This window comes from Bacillus sp. LQ01, assembly GCF_057624735.1.
In genome coordinates this window covers 457315-477667 of record NZ_JBYEZL010000002.1, presented here as the reverse complement: position 1 = coordinate 477667, position 20353 = coordinate 457315, and the positions used below count along the sequence as shown (strand labels likewise).

At 37.7% G+C, this 20353-nt stretch carries 20 protein-coding genes and 2 other annotated features; of the genes, 4 read left to right on the top strand and 16 right to left on the bottom strand.

Annotated elements, in window-relative coordinates; genetic code table 11:
- Positions 1 to 5: 5 nt before the first annotated feature.
- The 3 genes from ruvX to alaS form a co-directional block, all read right to left on the bottom strand.
- A complete protein-coding gene (gene ruvX / locus AC22L0_RS14805) occupies positions 6 to 419 on the bottom strand; it encodes a Holliday junction resolvase RuvX (RefSeq protein ID WP_001221192.1) in 414 nt (137 codons plus the stop codon).
- Between the two features lie 3 nt (positions 420 to 422).
- Positions 423 to 689 carry an IreB family regulatory phosphoprotein gene (locus tag AC22L0_RS14800; RefSeq protein ID WP_000348590.1) on the bottom strand — a complete coding sequence of 89 codons (267 nt, stop codon included), beginning with the start codon at positions 687 to 689 and terminating at the stop codon, positions 423 to 425.
- A gap of 76 nt (positions 690 to 765) precedes the next feature.
- Positions 766 to 3408: an alanine--tRNA ligase gene (alaS, locus tag AC22L0_RS14795; protein WP_487272301.1), complete on the bottom strand. Its 2643-nt coding sequence runs from the start codon at positions 3406 to 3408 to the stop codon at positions 766 to 768.
- A gap of 40 nt (positions 3409 to 3448) precedes the next feature.
- Positions 3449 to 3668: a binding site (T-box leader), on the bottom strand.
- 241 nt (positions 3669 to 3909) lie between these two features.
- On the opposite strand from alaS, the gene AC22L0_RS14790 reads away from it, so the two are divergent.
- Complete coding sequence (locus AC22L0_RS14790; RefSeq protein WP_000209584.1) at positions 3910 to 4254, top strand: PH domain-containing protein; 345 nt, start codon at positions 3910 to 3912, stop codon at positions 4252 to 4254.
- A 44-nt stretch (positions 4255 to 4298) separates the two neighbouring features.
- On the opposite strand, the gene AC22L0_RS14785 is transcribed toward AC22L0_RS14790, so the two are convergent.
- Entirely contained in the window at positions 4299 to 5366 is a 1068-nt protein-coding gene (locus AC22L0_RS14785) for an AI-2E family transporter (RefSeq protein WP_000793128.1), read from the bottom strand.
- 176 nt (positions 5367 to 5542) lie between these two features.
- Here AC22L0_RS14785 and AC22L0_RS14780 point away from each other — a divergent pair, with 176 nt between their 5' ends.
- Positions 5543 to 5755 carry a hypothetical protein gene (locus AC22L0_RS14780; RefSeq protein WP_000242535.1) on the top strand — a complete coding sequence of 71 codons (213 nt, stop codon included), beginning with the start codon at positions 5543 to 5545 and terminating at the stop codon, positions 5753 to 5755.
- A 46-nt stretch (positions 5756 to 5801) separates the two neighbouring features.
- Here AC22L0_RS14780 and AC22L0_RS14775 read toward each other — a convergent pair whose 3' ends face one another.
- From AC22L0_RS14775 to cymR, 7 genes are all read right to left on the bottom strand, one after another.
- Complete coding sequence (locus AC22L0_RS14775) at positions 5802 to 5930, bottom strand: YrzQ family protein (RefSeq protein WP_001053553.1); 129 nt, start codon at positions 5928 to 5930, stop codon at positions 5802 to 5804.
- Between the two features lie 18 nt (positions 5931 to 5948).
- Positions 5949 to 6137, bottom strand: a complete 189-nt coding sequence (locus AC22L0_RS14770; protein ID WP_000469281.1) for a hypothetical protein — start codon at positions 6135 to 6137, stop codon at positions 5949 to 5951.
- A gap of 129 nt (positions 6138 to 6266) precedes the next feature.
- Positions 6267 to 8603: an SF1B family DNA helicase RecD2 gene (gene recD2 / locus AC22L0_RS14765; protein ID WP_087967295.1), complete on the bottom strand. Its 2337-nt coding sequence runs from the start codon at positions 8601 to 8603 to the stop codon at positions 6267 to 6269.
- Between the two features lie 95 nt (positions 8604 to 8698).
- Positions 8699 to 9358, bottom strand: coding sequence for a tetratricopeptide repeat protein (locus tag AC22L0_RS14760; protein ID WP_000066409.1), 660 nt, complete (start codon positions 9356 to 9358; stop codon positions 8699 to 8701).
- 109 nt (positions 9359 to 9467) lie between these two features.
- Entirely contained in the window at positions 9468 to 10583 is a 1116-nt protein-coding gene (gene mnmA, locus AC22L0_RS14755; RefSeq protein ID WP_001038010.1) for a tRNA 2-thiouridine(34) synthase MnmA, read from the bottom strand.
- A 16-nt stretch (positions 10584 to 10599) separates the two neighbouring features.
- Positions 10600 to 11745 carry a cysteine desulfurase family protein gene (locus tag AC22L0_RS14750; protein ID WP_000439893.1) on the bottom strand — a complete coding sequence of 382 codons (1146 nt, stop codon included), beginning with the start codon at positions 11743 to 11745 and terminating at the stop codon, positions 10600 to 10602.
- Positions 11746 to 11780: 35 nt separating this feature from the next.
- Positions 11781 to 12197 carry a cysteine metabolism transcriptional regulator CymR gene (gene cymR / locus AC22L0_RS14745; RefSeq protein WP_000704116.1) on the bottom strand — a complete coding sequence of 139 codons (417 nt, stop codon included), beginning with the start codon at positions 12195 to 12197 and terminating at the stop codon, positions 11781 to 11783.
- Positions 12198 to 12490: 293 nt separating this feature from the next.
- Between cymR and AC22L0_RS14740 the strand changes: the two genes are divergently transcribed.
- Positions 12491 to 13777 (top strand): replication-associated recombination protein A, encoded by a 1287-nt coding sequence (locus AC22L0_RS14740; protein WP_087967293.1) that lies wholly within the window; start codon positions 12491 to 12493, stop codon positions 13775 to 13777.
- Between the two features lie 37 nt (positions 13778 to 13814).
- The gene (locus tag AC22L0_RS14735; protein WP_087967292.1) at positions 13815 to 14456 is read left to right on the top strand and encodes an RsfA family transcriptional regulator; all 642 of its coding nucleotides are present in this window, start codon (positions 13815 to 13817) and stop codon (positions 14454 to 14456) included.
- A 576-nt stretch (positions 14457 to 15032) separates the two neighbouring features.
- On the opposite strand, the gene AC22L0_RS14730 is transcribed toward AC22L0_RS14735, so the two are convergent.
- The 5 genes from AC22L0_RS14730 to AC22L0_RS14710 all read right to left on the bottom strand — a co-directional run bounded on the left by AC22L0_RS14730 (position 15033) and on the right by AC22L0_RS14710 (position 20340).
- Positions 15033 to 15800, bottom strand: a complete 768-nt coding sequence (locus tag AC22L0_RS14730) for a tRNA threonylcarbamoyladenosine dehydratase (protein ID WP_000903177.1) — start codon at positions 15798 to 15800, stop codon at positions 15033 to 15035.
- Positions 15801 to 16143: 343 nt separating this feature from the next.
- Entirely contained in the window at positions 16144 to 17919 is a 1776-nt protein-coding gene (aspS, locus tag AC22L0_RS14725) for an aspartate--tRNA ligase (protein ID WP_000840899.1), read from the bottom strand.
- 12 nt (positions 17920 to 17931) lie between these two features.
- Positions 17932 to 19203: a histidine--tRNA ligase gene (gene hisS / locus AC22L0_RS14720; RefSeq protein ID WP_000027081.1), complete on the bottom strand. Its 1272-nt coding sequence runs from the start codon at positions 19201 to 19203 to the stop codon at positions 17932 to 17934.
- 69 nt (positions 19204 to 19272) lie between these two features.
- Positions 19273 to 19503 (bottom strand) — a binding site (T-box leader).
- Positions 19504 to 19557: 54 nt separating this feature from the next.
- Positions 19558 to 19734, bottom strand: coding sequence for a hypothetical protein (locus tag AC22L0_RS14715; RefSeq protein ID WP_001242605.1), 177 nt, complete (start codon positions 19732 to 19734; stop codon positions 19558 to 19560).
- Positions 19735 to 19899: 165 nt separating this feature from the next.
- Positions 19900 to 20340, bottom strand: coding sequence for a D-tyrosyl-tRNA(Tyr) deacylase (locus AC22L0_RS14710; RefSeq protein ID WP_001266965.1), 441 nt, complete (start codon positions 20338 to 20340; stop codon positions 19900 to 19902).
- Positions 20341 to 20353 lie beyond the last annotated feature (13 nt).

The following is a 20353-nucleotide window of genomic DNA, read 5'->3' as shown; positions in this document are numbered from 1 at the left end:
ACCTCTTATTTTCTATCTAAAAATCCTTGTAAGATTACGACTGCAGCCATCTTATCGATTACTTGCTTTCGCTTCTTACGGCTTACATCGGCTGAAATGAGCAGACGTTCCGCTGCCATTGTTGACAAACGCTCGTCCCACATTACAACGTCTAATTGTAACAGCTCTCGTAGGTTTTCTGCAAATTGTTGGCACGCTTCACCACGCGGGCCAATTGTACCATTCATATTTTTAGGTAAACCTACTACTATCTTGTCCACATTGTACTGCTTTACTAACTCAGAAATACGATCAAAACCAAAGTGACCTCGTTCTTCGTTAATCTTAATTGTTTCTAATCCTTGTGCTGTCCAGCCCATTTCGTCGCTAATTGCAACTCCGACTGTTTTTGTACCTACATCTAAACCTAATATCCGCATAAACTACTCCTCACGATGATGTTTCAAGTAAGACTTCACAAGCTCTTCAATTAACTCATCACGTTCAAGCTTGCGAATGATGCTACGTGCATCTTTATGGCGAGGTATGTATGCTGGGTCTCCACTTAATAAATAACCGACGATTTGGTTAATCGGATTATAGCCTTTTTCTTGAAGTGCATCATACACAGTTAAAAGTACATCATTTACATGGACACTCTGTTTTTCATCTTGAATGCTAAACTTCATTGTTTTATCAAAACCGTCCATTTCAAGCACCTCACTTATATAGTAAGTATAGGGAGAAGAACTTCTCCTCTCCCTACCATTGTACACTACTATCTCTTTATTTTGAAACAGATTTAACGTACTCTTGTACAAATGCTAAAGCTTCTTCGACTTGAGCTGGGTTTTTACCCCCTGCTTGTGCCATATCAGGACGGCCGCCACCGCCACCGCCGCAACGAGAAGCTACTTCTTTCACAAGTTTACCAGCATGGTAACCTTGGCTAATTAAGTCTTTCGTTACACCTGCTAGGATGTTTACTTTATCGTCATTAACAGACGCTAATACAACAACTGCTGACTCTAATTTATTTTTCAAGTCATCCATCATCGTACGTAAGTTGTTCATATCTGCAACATTTACTTTCGCTGCTAATACATTCACACCATCAACTGTCATTACAGAATCAGTTAAGTTTCCAGCTTCGATATTGCTTAATTTCGCAGCAAGAGATTCATTTTCTTTTTGCAGTTGTTTCACTTCAGCAAATAGACCATCAACTCTTGTTAAAATATCTTTCGGATTTGTTTTCATTTTTCCTGCTGCTTCTTTTAATAAACCTACTTGATCGTTCATTAATTCGTATGCAGACTTACCAGTTACTGCTTCAATACGACGAGTTCCTGCACCGATACCAGACTCAGCAATGATTTTGAAAATACCGATAGAAGCTGTATTTTCAACGTGACAACCACCACAAAGCTCTAAGCTGTAATCGCCAACTTGTACAACGCGTACAACATCTCCGTACTTTTCACCGAATAATGCCATTGCGCCCATTTCTTTCGCTTCTTCGATTGCTTTTTGAGAAATCTCAACATCAATACTTTCCCAAATTTTCTCGTTTACCATACGCTCAATTTTTTCTAATTCGTCAGCTTGTACTTGACCGAAGTGAGAGAAGTCAAAGCGTAGACGTTCAGAAGTTACAAGAGAACCTGCTTGGTTAACGTGTGTTCCAAGTACGTCTTTTAATGCTTGGTGTAGTAAATGAGTTGCTGTATGATTTTTTACAACGCTACTACGATTTTTCGTATCGATAATAGCTTTTACAGCCGCATCTTTCGTTAATGTTCCTTCTTCAACAACAACTTTATGCAAGTTTTGGCCGTTTGGTGCTTTTTGTACGTCTTTTACAAGAACTTTCACGCCATCAGCAAGAAGGTAACCACGGTCTGCAATTTGTCCACCGCTCTCAGCATAGAATGGTGTTACATCAAGAATTAACTGTCCTTCTTCACCAGCTTGTAAGCTGTCTGTGTATTCGCCATTTTTCACAAGTGCAACAACGTTACTTTCTGTTGCAACTGTACCGTAACCAACGAATTCGCTCGCTACTTTAATTTCTCCAAGGACACCACCTTGAACTTGCATAGAATCAACGTCTTGACGAGCAGCACGTGCACGCTCACGTTGTTTTTCCATTTCATTTTCAAAGCCTTCATGATCAACTGTCATGCCAGCTTCTTCTGCATATTCTTCTGTTAATTCAATTGGGAAACCGTATGTGTCATATAGACGGAACGCATCTACTCCAGAAATAACAGTTGTTTTTTCTTCTTTTGCTTTTGCAATTACTTCAGCTAAAATTGCTTCACCATCATGAAGTGTTTCGTGGAAACGCTCTTCTTCGTTCTTCACAACTTTCGCAATGAAATCTTTCTTTTCAAGTACTTCTGGATAGAAGTCTTTCATTACTTCTCCAACAACCGGTACTAATTCAAACATAAATGGACGATTGATGTTTAATTTCTTCGAATAACGAACAGCGCGGCGTAATAAACGACGTAATACATAACCACGGCCTTCGTTAGATGGAAGAGCACCGTCACCAACAGCGAATGTTACTGTACGGATATGGTCAGCAATTACTTTGAATGCCATATCTTTTTCTAAATCGCCATTACGATATTTTTCACCAGAAATTGTTTCTGTTGCACCAATCATCGGCATGAATAGGTCTGTATCGAAGTTTGTAGGCACATCTTGAACGATAGATGTCATACGCTCTAGACCCATCCCTGTATCAATGTTTTTCTTAGGAAGTGGTGTATATGAACCGTCTGGATTATGGTTAAATTGAGAGAATACAAGGTTCCATACTTCTAAGTAACGCTCGTTTTCTCCGCCTGGATATAATTCTGGGTCACTAAAGTCATTACCGTAGGCTTCTCCGCGGTCATAGAAAATCTCTGTATTCGGTCCACTTGGTCCTTCACCAATATCCCAGAAGTTTTCTTCTAAGCGAATAATACGCTCTTTTGGAACGCCCATTTTCTCATTCCAAATTGTGAATGCTTCTTCATCTTCTGGATGGATTGTAACTGATAGTAATTCTTTATCGAATCCGATCCATTTGTCGCTCGTTAAGAATTCCCAAGCCCATGTAATTGCTTCTTCTTTGAAGTAATCACCAATTGAGAAATTTCCTAACATTTCAAAGAATGTATGGTGACGAGCTGTTTTCCCTACGTTTTCAATATCGTTTGTACGAATTGATTTTTGAGCATTTGTAATACGTGGATTTTGTGGGATTACACGTCCATCAAAATATTTTTTTAATGTAGCTACACCACTATTAATCCATAGAAGAGATGGATCTTCATGCGGAACTAGTGATGCACTAGGTTCTACTGCATGTCCTTTTTCTTGGAAAAAGTCTAAAAACATTTGACGAATTTGTGCGCCTGTTAGTTGTTTCATTGTATTTTCCTCCTTAAATATAAAAAACTCCCGTCCCTATAAAAGGGACGAGAGTTAACTCGCGATACCACCCTAATTATGAATTGATTACAATAACAATCAATTCATCACCTCATGGTGCCGTAACGTGGCAAGACGGCAGTGATTAGCTGCTCTCAGGATTAGCTTTCTGTTACCCTTCATTTAAAGCTTCTTTCAGCCATATGGAAGCTTCTCTCTATAAATGGACTGTAACGTACTTGTTCCGTCATTGATTTAATGTATTATATGACTAAATATAATAGAATTCTCTTAAGTTTGTCAATGTAGATAATCATTTATATTGGATTAATTACTTATTAATCATAAGTATTCTACTATTCATTCTTAACAGCCTTTTCATATAGTATGCATTTATTAATAAATCGGAATCTCCTTATAAGAATAATTTATAAAAATTTCTAAATATTACTTTTTTTGTTATAATTAAATTATTGTTAATAAAATAAAGGAGCGATCACAATGACAACCTTACTTAGCAAAGCTAAAAACATATTAGCGACTGACGAAACGATATTATTTTACGCAGCATGTTCATTAGACATATTTATTTATCGTTCCGTCGCAAGGCCAGGAATGCTAATTTTAACGAACAAAAGGCTATTCTTTTATGGGCCAGATGTAAGTAAGAATCCAATATTTGAAGAGTACTCTTTCGCAAAAATTTCTAATCTAAAAGAACAAAAGCGGCTTTTCAACAATCAAATTGTATTTATGTATGATAACGAATGGAAAAAAATAAAACATATTCAAACAAATGATGTGAGCTCCCTCGTTCAAAAGATACACGAGCAGCTTTCTAAATAAATATATGATTAGCCCTCTATTTCTTACATAGAGGGCTTCTATACTTACACATCTTCTTTTTTCAAGAGCGGTCTCACATGAACAATGACAGTGCGAATAACTGCTAAAATCGGAACCGATATTAGCAATCCTACAATCCCAGCTACCTCTCCCCCAACTAGTAAGGCAAGCATAATAATAACGGGATGCATACGAAGTGACTTACCAACGATGTAAGGCGATAAAATGTTACTCTCCACAAATTGCAAAATCGCAATTGTAATCCCCGCCTTAATAAGTAAACTCGTTGATACTGTTGCTGCAATCATTAACGTCGGGATTGCTCCTAAAATAGGACCGAAGTACGGGATTATATCCGTTACCCCAATAATAATGCCAAGCAATAATGGATATTTCATACCGATAAACCAAAAGGAAAGAGCTGATACTCCCCCTAATACTAAACAAACAAATAACTGTCCTCGAATATAACTTCCAAGTGATTTATCAATTTCTTTCGCAAGCATTTGCCCCGTACCTCGCCATTTACTTGGGACTAGTTTCCAAAAGATATGATAAAACTCACCATAATCTTTTAATATGTAAAATACAATGAACGGTATTAAGAAAATAATGAGCAATGAATCGAGTACACCACGAGCTGTACTCATCACTTTATTTAAAAGCGCTTGAATCTTCGTTTCCACACCCACAAAAAGTTGTTTCACCTTTTCATGAATGAACGAAGGGAAATTCGCCGTTTGTTCTGTAACGCCATCCATCCACGAATCGTACATTTTTGTAAACTGCGGAAATTGTTCATTAATCTCTTGTAACTGTTTAATAACGACTGGTGTTCCTTTATAAATCCCATAACCAATTCCGCCAAAGAAAAGGATATAAATGAGCAAAATGGCAAGTGTACGGGGCATCCCTTCCTTATGAATTTTTTCAATTAAAGGGTGCAATAAATACGCAATAAAACACGCGATAAGAAACGGCGTGATTGCTACTTTAAATACAAAAATAATCGGTGCCCATAGCGGCTTAATTTTTAAAAAGACGAGCAGACAAAGAAAAACAAGTAACAATAATCCTAAACGATATATCCAAATGATTTTAAGATTCTTCACATGAAAAACCTCCTCCACCTTTATTTTGAAAATAAATGGGGTAGGTTATGTGCGAAACTTTTAAAATCTTTTCATACGGACCATACTGTTTTTTAAAGACGTACATATAAATAACATAACAAGGACAACCACCCCTGAGAATACAGCATGAATTAATATAATCAGGAGGGCTAATTATGGTTTTGTTTATGCTTGGATTATCAGCACTTTTTATGATTCTTGAATGGATTTGTATCGGGTTCGGTATTTGGAAGGGGTTCTTTATTCATTCCTCACGTAAAGAAAAAGCGAAGCAATTATGGCAGTATGGAATACTTGGCGTTGGCTGCTACGGTCTATCTTATCTTTTCTCAGAGATCGGACTTTTTTATTTACATATGGGTGCATAAAAAAACTCCCTTGTCTACAAGGGAGTTTTTCACTTTATCGAAATGATTATAAGTAAGACTTAATCATCTTACGTGCTTTTTTCATATTGCGTTTTGAAAATACATCTTGCTTACGAGCATATTGATATGCTGCAGCTCCAACACCTAATGCGATTAATGAATTGCGTAGATTCAAAGTAAATCCCCCTTTTCGTTATCCGATCGTTCTTTCATTCTCATCAAATAAATCATCAAGAGAGCTTAGTGAACCATCTTCCTCAACTTGATGCGTATGGATTTTCCCCTTTGAAACCGATAATTCGATATAACAATTCCAGCAATAAAATTGGTTGACACCTATTTTTCCAATGTCTTTCCCTTTGCAATTTGGACAAATAAACATATGGCTTTCATCTCCTTACAGTCTCCCAGATTCTATTCGCCATTATGTCCAAACTGCATTCATTTATACATTTTACTGGAGCCTTTCAACGCTATGCGTTTGAAAGTTTCACTATATAATTTCACCTTGTTACATGAAATCATACGGTGAAATGTTTTCCACGTCCATTTCCTCGCCATTAACTGTGACCATCTGTACTTCTTCTTGTGATTCTTGCAAGCGACTAGCTAAGGTTGTTTGACGCATTGCATCATCAAGGCGATTTACACCAGATTGGAAAGCTGCTTCCTCTCCGCAAATAATAAGGAACTTCTTACTTCTTGTAATGCCCGTGTAAATTAAATTACGACGTAACATACGGTTGTAACTTTTCACGATTGGCATAATAACAATCGGAAATTCACTACCTTGTGATTTATGAATGGAACAACAATATGCATGCGTAATTTGATTTAAATCGGGCTTCGTATACGTTACCTCAATTCCGTCAAATGAAACGATAATCATATCTTGTTGCTCAACGTTTTCTTTCGCATAAAACACCGAAACAATTTCTCCAATATCACCATTAAACACTTGGCTCTCCGGCTGATTCACGAGTTGCAGTACTTTATCGCCTCTTCGGTACACAACATCACCGTAAGCAATTTCTTTACTCTTTTCCCTCTTCGGATTAAATACTTGTTGCAGCGCTTCGTTTAATACATTAATACCAGCAGGCCCGCGGTACATCGGTGCTAATACTTGTACATCTCTTGCGCTAAAGCCTTTTGTTTTAGCATTTTCACAAACTTTTTTCACAACCTCAACAATTTGAGCTCCTGTACAGCCGATAAATGAACGATCTTTTTGATTTTGTGCTAAATCTGGTGGTAGAGTTCCATTTTTTATCGCATGGGCAAGTTGAATCACTGATGAGCCTTCCGCTTGACGATAAATTTCAGTAAGCTTCACTGTCGGAACTGCGCCTGCATTTAATAAATCTTTTAATACTTGTCCAGGTCCTACAGATGGCAACTGATCTTCGTCACCTACAACGATAACTTGAATGTTCGTCGGCAACGACTTAAATAGCTGATTTGCAAGCCAAATATCAACCATTGAAAATTCATCGATAATAAGGAGCTTACCTTGGACAGGATCCGTTTCATTACGCTGGAAAGATCCTTCTGGCGTCCAACCAAGTAAACGGTGAATTGTGCAAGCTGGAAGTCCTGTCGATTCACTCATCCGCTTCGCTGCTCTTCCTGTTGGAGCTGTTAATAGTATTGGAAATGGATTATCATCACTGTATTCATTCGGATTTAACGATAACCCGTGTAGTGATGCATACATTTCAACAATCCCTTTAATAACTGTTGTTTTCCCTGTTCCTGGTCCACCTGTCAATAACATCATCGGTTTATGAAGTGCCGTTTGAATTGCTTCTTGCTGAAACGGTGCATATTGTACGTTCAGTTGTTCTTCAATTTCACCTAACGTTTTTAACACTTCTGCTTCTGGAAATGAAGGTGTTTCTTCTTGATTCATAAGCCTGCGAATAGACTTTACAACACCTTTCTCAGAGTAGAATAACGTTGCTAAATACACTCGTTCTTCTTCTATGATGACTTTCCCTTCACTTTGCATCGTTTCAATACAACCTATAATATCTTCCTCAGTCACTCTTCCTTCTTGATTGTTTAAAAGTGACATCGTTTCTCTTACAAGTTGATCTTTCCTCATATAAACGTGACCAAGTTGTAATGAGACATTCTCTAATGTGTAAAAACATCCTGCGCGTACACGGTCGTCATGATTACCCGATATCCCTAACGCACGCCCTATATCATCCGCTCTTCCAAAACCAATCCCGTCCACTTCTTCGATAAGTTGATACGGATTATTACGAATCACTTCTAATGTCATCTCTTTATATTGCTGGTAAATCTTAATAGAAAGTTTCGTTCCAAAACCGTAGCCATTTAAAAAGCTCATTACTTTCTCTAGCCCTTGATGTTCAACAATTGTCTCATATATTTCCTGAGCCTTTTGTTTATTAACGACACCATTTAATGCCTCAGGGTCATCCATAATTTTAGAAATAGCATGTTCTCCGAGATGGTCCACAATTTTTTCAGCTGTACGCTTTCCTATCCCTTTAAATAAATCACTCGCTAAATATTGCACCATACCTGCTTTTGTTTGCGGCAATTCTTTTTTAAATGTTTCAACCATATATTGTTTTCCATACTTTGGATGGTCCTTAAAATGACCTGTCAATGTAAACACTTCATCTTCATGCATGCGGGGAAAATGACCGTTTATCATTACTTTCTTTTCGTCATACGTTTCATTCGTTTCAATGACTTTCATACTGACAACGGAATAGAGGTTTTCTTCGTTGTGGAAAATGGTATGAAGAACTTGCGCTTTTATAAACTTTTTCTCTTCCTCAAACAAATCCATTGCATGTTGATTTCCCATTTTTCCTCTCCTTTCCGGTATTTTCACTTTAATGAGCAGTACATCCCCCACCTTTTTAGATGAGGGATAACTACCCATTAAACTATATTTTTATCTTATTCAGCTTCTTGCTCTAATAAACGAACGCCATTACCCGCTAAAAAGTGATCTGGCTGAATTTCAGTTGCTTTCTTAAATAAAGCGAGAGCCTTCTCATTATTTTCCTCAAATACGTACGCAACACCTAAATTGTAATACGCATCTGCATGCTCCTCATCCATTTCTAATACCTTTTCAAAATAAGGTTTCGCCTCTTGAACGTGTTCTAATCGCGCGAAGCAAAGTCCGCACTGGAATACAGCTTCTACATCGTTTTCATCTAATTCTGTTGCTCTTTGTAAGAATGGTAGTGCAAGACGATCATTTCCAAGCTGTACATGTGTGATACCTAACATAAATGTTACATCAGCTGATTGTAATCCAGCTTGCATTGCTTGTTCAAATACAGCTTTCGCTTCAGTAAATTGCTCTTGGCCATAATATACATTTCCTAAACCATAATAGGCTGCTGCAGATTTATCATCTAACTCTAGTGCACGTTTATAAAATAAAATCGCTCGCTCGCTATCACCTAATACGTCTAATAAATTTGCAAAATTAATGTACCCAAGCGCATCTTTCGGATTTTCTTCGATTGCTTCTGTAAAATTTTTAGCTGCTTCTTCCCAGTTTCCTTCTTGCATATATTGAATACCTGTTTCAAGTTTGTTTGACATGTCCTTCACCTCTACAACAAATTATAACAAAGAATGTATTTTCCAAGCGAACGAAAATTCGCTTTATGTAAAAGAAACCTCTAACCGCTAATCGGCAGAGGCTTCTCATTTATCCTAAATAATCCAATTTCTTACCACTACGGTATACTTCATCAATTGTAGCACCGCCTAAGCACTCATCTCCATCATAGAAAACGACTGCTTGTCCTGGTGTAATTGCACGAATTGGCTCATCACAAAGAATACGAACTGTATTTTCATCAACGATTTGAACCGTTACTTTATTGTCTTCTTGACGATAACGGAATTTCGCCGTGCACTTAAATTCTGTTTCTTTTTCTTTGTTACTTACCCATCCTACATTCGTAGCAATAACTTCATCACCATATAGAAGTTCGTTATGGAATCCTTGATCAACATATAAAATGTTTTCTTTTAGATTTTTCCCAACAGCAAACCATGGATCACCATTACCACCAATTCCAAGGCCATGACGTTGTCCAATTGTATAATACATTAAACCGTCATGCTTCCCTTTCACTTCACCAGATAATGTTTGCATTACACCTGGTTGTGCCGGTAAGTAGTTACTTAAGAAATCTTTAAAGTTACGCTCACCAATGAAGCAAATACCTGTACTATCTTTTTTCGCCGCTGTCGCTAAGCCAGCTTCTTTCGCCATTTCACGAATTTGCGGTTTCTTTAATTCACCTAACGGGAACATTGTTTTTGATAATTGCTCTTGGCTTAATTGATTTAAGAAATATGTTTGATCTTTATTGTCATCAACACCGCGAAGCATTTTATATTCGCCGTCCATATAAGCAACGCGTGCATAATGGCCTGTTGCCACATAATCCGCACCAAGCGCAATTGCATGCTCTAAAAATGCTTTAAATTTAATTTCTTTATTACACATTACATCTGGGTTTGGTGTGCGACCAGCTCGGTACTCATCTAAGAAGTACGTAAATACTTTATCCCAGTATTGTTTTTCAAAGTTTACTGCATAATACGGAATACCAATTTGGTTACACACTTCAATTACATCATTGTAATCTTCTGTTGCTGTGCAGACACCATTCTCATCTGTATCATCCCAGTTTTTCATAAAAATTCCGATTACATCATAACCTTGCTCTTTTAATAAAAGTGCTGCTACAGATGAATCGACGCCACCGGACATTCCGATGACAACGCGTGTTTCGTGAGGTAGTTTGTTCATCATGTCACCTCCCATACTAATTTTGTGTTAATCGCTTCACGATTTTCACTGTTTCGTACGCCGCTTTTTCAATTTGCTCTTTCGTATTTCCAAGTCCAAAACTAAAGCGTACGGATGAACGTATTTGATCGGAGTCTTTTCCAAACATCGCTACTAATACATGTGATGGATCAATCGAACCAGCTGTACAAGCAGAACCACTTGATACTGCAATACCAGCTAAGTCTAAGTTCACAAGAAACGGTTCAATGTTCATTCCTGTAAAACTTACATTAAGTACATGCGGTAAGCGATGTTCTAAGTTTCCGTTTACCTCGAAAGTAATGCCTTCATTTTTGAAGACAGATACCATTATATCTTTAAACTCTTCATATTGGGCATTTTTTTGCTCACGAGTTTTTTCAGCTATAAGAATTGCATACTGAAGCCCAGCAATACTAGGCACATTTTCCGTACCAGCACGGCGTTTTCTTTCTTGCTCTCCGCCTATTAATAACGGTTCAAATTTCACATTTGCACCAGCGTATAAGAAACCTACACCTTTTGGCCCGTTAATTTTATGAGCTGAAATTGATAATAAATCAATACCAAACTCTTTCACATTAATTTCTACTAAACCGTAAGCTTGTACCGCATCTGTATGGAAATACGCTTGATGCTCTTTTAACAGCTTTCCTATTTCCACAATCGGTTGCATCGTTCCTACTTCATTATTCCCAAACATAACAGATACAAGAATCGTCTCTTCTGTTAATGCCTTTTGTATGTCAGAAACTTGAATGCGCCCTGTTTCATCGACAGGTAAATATGTCACTTCAAACCCTTCACGCTCTAACAATTCGCACGTATGCAAAATCGCATGATGTTCAATTTGCGTCGTTATAATGTGGTTACCTTTATGACGGTTCGCACGTGCTACACCGATAAGCGCTAAATTATCAGCTTCTGTACCACCGCTCGTAAATATAATTTCATTCGGATTCGCATGAATGCTACGTGCACACACTCTTCTCGCCTCATCTACTGTGTGACGAGTTTGACGTCCATAAAAGTGAATACTAGACGGGTTCCCGAATATTTCTGTCATATATGGAATCATCTTTTCGACCACTTCTGGGTGAGTCGGAGATGTCGCAGCATGATCTAAGTAAATGCGTTCCATTAAATCTCCTTCTTTCCAAATCGTTTCACAAGGAATTAAATGTAAAACATATAGCCCCCGTGATTTTCTTCCTCATAACGTACTAAATCTTCTAACGTTGTACTATCTAACACTTCTTGCACCGCATCACGAACACGCATCCATAATTGGCGTTGTGCTGGTTCTTCTTCTTCTATCATTTCTACAACACTAATCGGACCCTCTAATACACGGATTACATCTCCAGCTGTAATGTTAGCCGGCTGATCTGATAGTACATATCCGCCATATGCTCCCCGCGTACTCTTTACTAGACGCGCGTTACGAAGTGGTGAAATTAATTGCTCTAAGTAATGTTCCGATAAGTCATGTGCCTGCGCAATTGATTTTAATGAAATCGGACCTTCACCAAACTTTTTTGCAAGATCAATCATAATTGTTAAGCCATAGCGGCCTTTCGTTGAAATTTTCATCTATTTTGCACCTCTTTTCAAATTTTCACTTCTATTGGTTATATCTTATTTATAAAAAGAACACAATTTAAAATCCTATGAAATTATAGCATAATATAGTATTATAAGAAATTTCAACTTGTGTATCAAAATGATAACATAAAATCACATTGAAAAACTCGGGAATTATTACAATTGAAAGAAAAATGAAAATATTACCCTTTATTTTTCCCATAAAACAGCATCCTATTTCAAATTTCGTAGAAAAAAATGATACGATAGAACGAGATTATATATTAAGGGAGACGGTCCAAATGAAACAACCACTCGCACATCGAATGCGCCCTACAAATATTCAAGAAATTATTGGGCAACAACATTTAGTTGGTGAAGGAAAGATTTTATGGCGAATGGTCCAAGCCAATCATTTTCAATCTATGATTTTATACGGTCCTCCAGGTACAGGAAAAACATCCATTGCCAGTGCAATTGCTGGAAGTACCGGTACCCCGTTTCGTCTATTGAATGCTGTTACTCACAATAAAAAAGATATGGAAGTTGTCGTACAAGAAGCGAAGATGCATCGACACCTCGTTTTAATTTTAGATGAAGTTCACCGTCTAGATAAAGCAAAGCAAGACTTTCTATTACCTCACTTAGAAAGCGGACTTCTTACTTTAATTGGTGCAACGACAAGTAATCCATTCCATGCAATAAACTCCGCTATTCGAAGCAGGTGTCAAATTTTCGAATTACACGCACTAACAGAAGATGATATTTTAATTGGGTTAAAAAGAGCTTTAGAAGATAAAGAAAAAGGCCTTGGAGAATATGCTGTAACGGTAACAGATGAAGCACTACATCACTTTGCAAACGCCTCTGGTGGTGATATGCGTTCTGCTTATAACGCACTTGAGCTTGCTGTATTATCTAGCTTTACTACAGACGATCAAGCGGCTGAAATCACACTCAAGATTGCAGAAGAATGCTTACAAAAGAAGAGCTTCGTTCACGACAAAGGCGGCGATGCTCATTATGACGTATTATCAGCATTTCAAAAATCAGTGCGCGGAAGTGATGTAAATGCAGCGCTCCATTATTTAGCACGCCTTATTGAAGCAGGTGATTTACAAAGTATTGGCAGACGCCTTCTTATTATGGCTTATGAAGATATTGGACTTGCTAGCCCACAAGCTGGACCACGTACACTAGCTGCAATTGAATCAGCTGAACGAGTTGGATTCCCAGAAGCACGCATCCCACTTGCAAATGCCGTTATCGAGCTATGCTTATCACCAAAATCAAATTCAGCTTATAAAGCACTTGATGCTGCATTACACGATTTACGCAACGGTCAAACAGGTGACATTCCAAGCCATTTAAAAGATAGTCATTACAAAGGCGCAGAATCACTTGGAAGAGGCATTGGATATTTATATCCACACGACCATCCAAACGGCTGGGTAAGGCAACAATACTTACCTGATAAAATAAAAAACAAGCAATATTATAAACCGAAAACGACAGGGAAATTTGAGCAAGCACTTTCTACTGTTTATGAAAGATTACAAACTTCGAATAAGACGAAAAATAAAGGGTAACATAAACGAAAACGTCACCATTATGGAGGCTTCGCTTATGAAAACACGTCAAGATGCATGGACAAAAGAAGATGATCTCCTTTTAGCAGAAACTGTTTTACGACATATTCGCAGCGGAAGTACACAAATAAAAGCATTTGATGAAGTCGGCGATACGTTGAACCGGACTTCAGCAGCTTGCGGCTTTAGATGGAATGCTGAAGTAAGACCGAATTACGAAGATGCTGTGCAGCTTGCGAAGAAACAACGTAAAGAATTAAAGCGCTCTGAAGCTAAAATAGAAAAAAATCAGTTCACGAAAACGAAACAACTCGTAATCGATGCTGAGTTTTCTGAAGATATTATGCCAAGTAAACAAGAACTTACGATGCAAAATGTCATCTCATTTTTGCAAAACTTGGAGCATAATAACCCTTCACTCGCAAAGTTGCAAACTGAAAATGATGTATTACAAGCTCAGCTCACTTCTCTGCAAAAAACGAATCATGAACTTGAAACGAAATTAGCGGTACTCACAAAAAAACAACAAGCAATCGAAGAAGATTACGCGATGCTTGTTCGAATTATGGATCGTGCTCGAAAACTTGTTTCAGTCGAAGAGCAAGAAGAGCAAATTGCCCCGATTTTCAAAACCGATCAAAACGGGAATTTAGATATTATTTATTCTGCTGAGAATTAAAAACAGGGATGTCACTTTTTTAACTGAGTGACATCCTTGTTTGTTTTCGGTAAATCATATATATACATGTCGGTAAATGAAATTATCCCAACGATTTTTCGAATATATCTATCGTAACTTGCAATATATCAACGATTTTTCGAATATATCTATCGTAACTTGCAATATATCAACGATTTTTCGAATATATCTATCACAACTTGCAATATATCAACGATTCAATAAAGGATATCGATTTAACGACAAAGATTGACAATAACATTCCTCCTTGTCATACAAGGAAACTCCTAAAACGGATTAGATATTTTTTACTAAAATGTTATTATAAACATATACCTTTAAAGGGGGATGGTTGCTATTTCTTTAATAGTCTTCAAAATAACACTCGGTGTTCTCGTCCTAACTTTGGCTCTTTTCACCATTAACAGTTTAAAAAAGACGTCCGCCTATACATCAGATAAATATGATCATTACTTACTAGCGTTACTTACATTTGAACTAGTAGTAATGCAAATATCCATATTTCTTTAATACATATAAAAAAGCATATATCCAAAATGGATATATGCTTTTCTTTTATTCTTGCCCTACACGTTTCACTTCTACATTTTTAATACGTTCACGTACAACGTGACTTGCCATAATTAAGCCTGCCACAGATGGTACGAATGCATTTGATGAAGGCGGTAATTTCGCTTTACGAATTTTTGCATTTTCGTCTGGTACGATTTCTTTACGTACTTCTTCACGAATTACGATTGGGTTTTCGTCAGAGAAGACAACTTTTACACCTTTTTTAATACCCTCTTTACGAAGCTTCGTACGAATTACTTTCGCAATCGGATCTGTGTGTGTTTTAGAAATGTCCGCAATACGGAAACGAGTTGGGTCCATTTTATTTGCTGCACCCATACTGGAGATAATTTTAATTTTACGACGTAAACATTGTTTAATTAAATGAATTTTGAACGTAATCGTATCAGATGCATCCACTACGAAATCCAAACCGTGCTTAAAGAACTCTTCATATGTTTCATCTGTATAAAACATTTCAAGTCCAATTACTTCACACTCTGGGTTAATGTCTGCGATACGCTCTTTCATTAATTCTACTTTTGAACGTCCTACAGTAGATACTAAAGCGTGAATTTGACGGTTTACGTTTGTAATATCTACAACGTCTTTATCAACTAATACAAGACGTCCAACGCCAGAACGTGCTAACGCTTCAGCTGCAAAAGAGCCTACGCCGCCAATTCCTAAAATACCGACTGTACTATTTTTTAATATTTCAAGTCCTTCTTTACCGAAGGCTAATTCATTACGTGAAAATTGATGTAACATTCAGCTCTACACTCCTATTACAAAAATGGTCTACCATGTATTCTAGCGTTTTTCCGACTATTTGTATAGAAAAAGTTATAGAATTCCTAAAAATACATATTTCGAAAATGAAAACATAGACCAGAATTTCATTTCTTCCTAAATACACGTTTAAAAAGGAGGATTTAGAGAACCAAGCAGATCGAGGCGCTGAAGCCAGGAGGAGCGCAGTGTAGAAAAATACTACTCGAGCACCGGACTGGCGAAGCAACGATGAGATGCGACAGTTATCTAAACCGGACTTTTTAAACAACCTCTCAAAAAAAGTCTAGACGGTTATAGTATAACCATCTAGACCCTATTCTTACTTCTCTTCTTTTAAGCTTAATTTTAAGTTTAACTCTTCAAGCTGTGCTTCTGCAACTGGGCTTGGAGCTTCTGTTAATAAGCAGCTTGCGCTTGCTGTTTTTGGGAATGCAATTGTATCACGAAGATTCGTACGGCCTGCAAGTAACATAACAAGACGATCTAAACCTAATGCGATTCCGCCGTGTGGTGGTGTACCGTATTCGAATGCTTCTAATAAGAACCCGAATTGCTCTTGCGCTTCTTCTTGTGAGAATCCAAGTGCTTTGAACATTTTTTCTTGTACGTCACGCTCGTAAATACGAAGTGATCCACCACCAAGCTCATAACCGTTTAATACAAGGTCATATGCTTGTGCACGTGCTTTTTCTGGTGCTGTTTCTAGTAACTCAACGTCTTCACGGAATGGCATTGTGAATGGGTGGTGAGCTGCGAAGTAACGATCTGCATCTTCATCGTACTCAAGAAGTGGCCAATCCGTTACCCATAGGAAATTATATTTACTTTCGTCAATTAACTCAAGCTCTTTACCTAGACGTAAGCGAAGTGCACCTAAGCTATCTGCAACAACGCTCTTCTTATCTGCTACGAATAGTAATAAGTCGCCAGCAGTAGCCTCTAATGTGCTCATTAACACATTTGCATCTTCTTCACCGAAGAATTTTGCAATCGGTCCTTTTAAACCGTCTTCTTCAACTTTAAGCCAAGCTAAACCTTTTGCACCGTATACTTTCACGAATTCAGTTAATGCATCGATGTCTTTACGAGAATATTTACTTGCAGCACCTTTTGCATTGATTGCTTTTACTTGTCCGCCGCTTTCTACAGCACTTGTAAACACTTTAAAGCCACAACCTGCTGCAAACTCAGATAAGTCTGTTAGTTCCATTTCAAAGCGTGTATCTGGCTTATCAGAACCGTAGCGAGCCATTGCATCAGCATATTTCATACGAGGGAATGGTGCACTAACTTCTACACCTTTTGCATCCTTCATAACTTTCGTCATCATACGCTCCATCATATCTAAAATTTCATCTTGTGTTAAGAATGAAGCTTCGATATCGATTTGCGTGAATTCCGGTTGACGATCCGCACGTAAATCTTCATCACGGAAACAACGTGCTACTTGATAGTAACGCTCAAATCCGCCGACCATAAGAAGCTGTTTAAATAACTGTGGTGACTGTGGTAGTGCATAGAATTCACCATCATGCACACGACTTGGTACTAAATAGTCACGAGCTCCTTCTGGCGTGCTTTTCGTTAAAATTGGTGTTTCTACTTCTAAGAACTCTTCTGTGTCTAAGAAGTTACGAATTGTTTTCGTTACGTCATGACGCATTTTGAATGTGTTAAACATTACTGGGCGACGTAAGTCTAAATAACGATATTTTAAACGCACATCTTCTGATGCATCTGTATCATCAGCAATGATGATTGGCGTTGTTTTCGCTGCATTTAGTACATTTACTTTCGTTGCTTGTACTTCAATACGACCAGTTGCCATATTGTCATTAATTGCGCCTTCACCACGTTCAACAACTGTACCTTCTACGTGTAATACGTACTCGCTACGAATTGTTTCTGCTACTTCTAACGCTTCTTTTGATGTTTCTGGGTTAAATACAACTTGTACGATACCTGTACGGTCACGTAAATCGATAAAGATTAATCCACCTAAGTCACGGCGTTTTTGTACCCAACCTTTTAATTGAACTGTTTGTCCAACAGCTTCTACTGTTACTTTTCCACATGCATGTGTTCTTTCAGCCACTGTAAGTTCCCCCTATATTAATTTCTCTGCTACGTATGAAGCAAATACATCTAACGCTACTTCTTCTTGTTCACCTGTTGCCATATCTTTTAAGTTAATGATGCCTTTATCTAGCTCATCTTCTCCTAATACAGCTACAAATTTCGCCTTTAGACGATCTGCTGATTTAAATTGTGCTTTCATTTTGCGATCTAAATAATCTTTTTCAACTGACAATCCAGCTTTACGAAGATCGAACGCAACTTTTGCAGCATGGTCTTTCGCTTTTTCGCCAAGCGCCACAACGTAACAATCAATGCTATGTTCAAGTGGTAATTCAATGTTTTCAGCTTTTAGCGCCATAATTAAACGTTCAATACTCATTGCAAAACCGATACCTGGCATTTCTGGTCCACCGATTTCTTGTACAAGTCCGTTATAACGGCCACCACCGCTTAATGTAGTGATCGCACCGAAACCTTCTGCCTCACTCATAATTTCAAAAACAGTGTGTTGGTAGTAGTCTAAACCACGCACTAAGTTCGGATCTTTTTCAAACGGAACATCCATCATCGTTAATAGTTCTTGAACTTTGTCGTAGTATATTGCTGAATCTTCGTTTAAGTATTCTGTAATAGATGGTGCTGTTCCCATTAATTCATGGTTACGGTCCTTCTTACAGTCTAAAATTCGAAGTGGATTCTTTTCTAAGCGAGATTGACAGTCAGAACAGAATTCGCCGATACGTGGCTCAAAGTGTGCGATTAATGCATCACGGTGTGCTTGACGGCTCGCTGCGTCACCTAAACTGTTTAATACAACTTTAATATTTTTTAAGCCCATGCCGCGGTAAAATTCAACAGCAAGTGCAATTACTTCTGCATCAATTGCAGGGTCATTACTGCCGATTGCTTCGATACCGAATTGTACGAATTGACGATAGCGACCTGCTTGTGGTCTTTCATAACGGAACATTTGACCGATATAGTATAATTTCGTTGGTTGTGTTGCATCACCAAACATTTTATTTTCAACGTAAGAACGTACAACAGGTGCAGTACCTTCTGGACGTAATGTTAAGCTACGCTCTCCACGATCTTGGAATGAGTACATTTCTTTTTGTACGATATCTGTCGTATCACCAACACCGCGTAAAAATAGCTCAGTGTGCTCAAAAATTGGTGTACGAATTTCTTTATAATTGTAACGACGGCAAATTTCGCGTGCTTGCCCTTCGATATACTGCCATAACTCAACAGTGCCTGGAAGAATATCTTGCGTTCCGCGTGGGATTTGAATAGACATATTCAGTTCCTCCTCAAATTGTTTTAATCTTAATAAAAATAAAAAAACTCCCGCCTCTACTGTTTGAACAGTAGGGACGAGAGTATTATACCCGTGGTGCCACCCTAATTGAAGCACGTATGCTTCCACTTTTTTAATAACGCTTAAATATGCGTTCATCCCTACTAAGCGTATATGCCGTTCAAGTTGAAACCTCTAGAGTGTCATTCAATCAGTCATCATGTAGAAATGTTTTCAGCCTAAGACATTCCTTCTCTTTCCATGTGTGTCTCATTTACTCTTCTCTATCAACGGTTATATTCATATGTAAATATAAAATTACTATACGTTTGTTAAGTAGGATTGTCAAGTGCTCTAAGAACGTTCAATCTGCTTCTTTAAACGCTTTACATCTTGAAGAGAAATCCCAAACTCGGAAGCAAGCTCCATTGAAGTATTGTTTTGCTCTTTTGAAATAAAATCATGAAAATTCACGTTAAATAGTTGATTTGCACCATTTGTAACAGAATGCCCTTTTTCATTCATACGCATACGTATATCCCTCACATTCAATATGGATGTTTTACTTTTTATTGTTCCATATTGATGAAAGAGTTATACATAACCAAAACTGCTATTAATTCCAAATAAATGAACAAAACATACAACAATGTATAAAAAAGAGAGGATTATATAACCCTCTCTTTTTTATCAACACTATTTACTTTCTACAATTAAGGTCACCGGACCATCATTGATTAAAGAAACATCCATCATTGCTCCGAACTTCCCTGTTTCCACATGTAATCCTTGTTTACGAACTTCTTCATTAAAGAAATCGTATAAACGCTCTGCATAATCAGGTTTCGCAGCATCCATAAAGTTTGGACGTCTTCCCTTGCGGCAATCTCCGTATAATGTGAATTGCGAAATAGATAGAACTTGTCCTTCTACATCAAGTACAGAATGATTCATCTTTCCGCTCTCATCTTCAAAAATACGTAAGTTTGCAATTTTTTCCGCAATGTAAGTTGCATCTTTTTCTGTATCTTCGTGCGTAATGCCAACTAGTAATGTTAAACCGAACGGAATTTGTCCTACGATCTCACCGTCTACTGTGACAGACGCTTTCTTTGATCGTTGTAAAACAACTCTCATCTTTCTACACTCC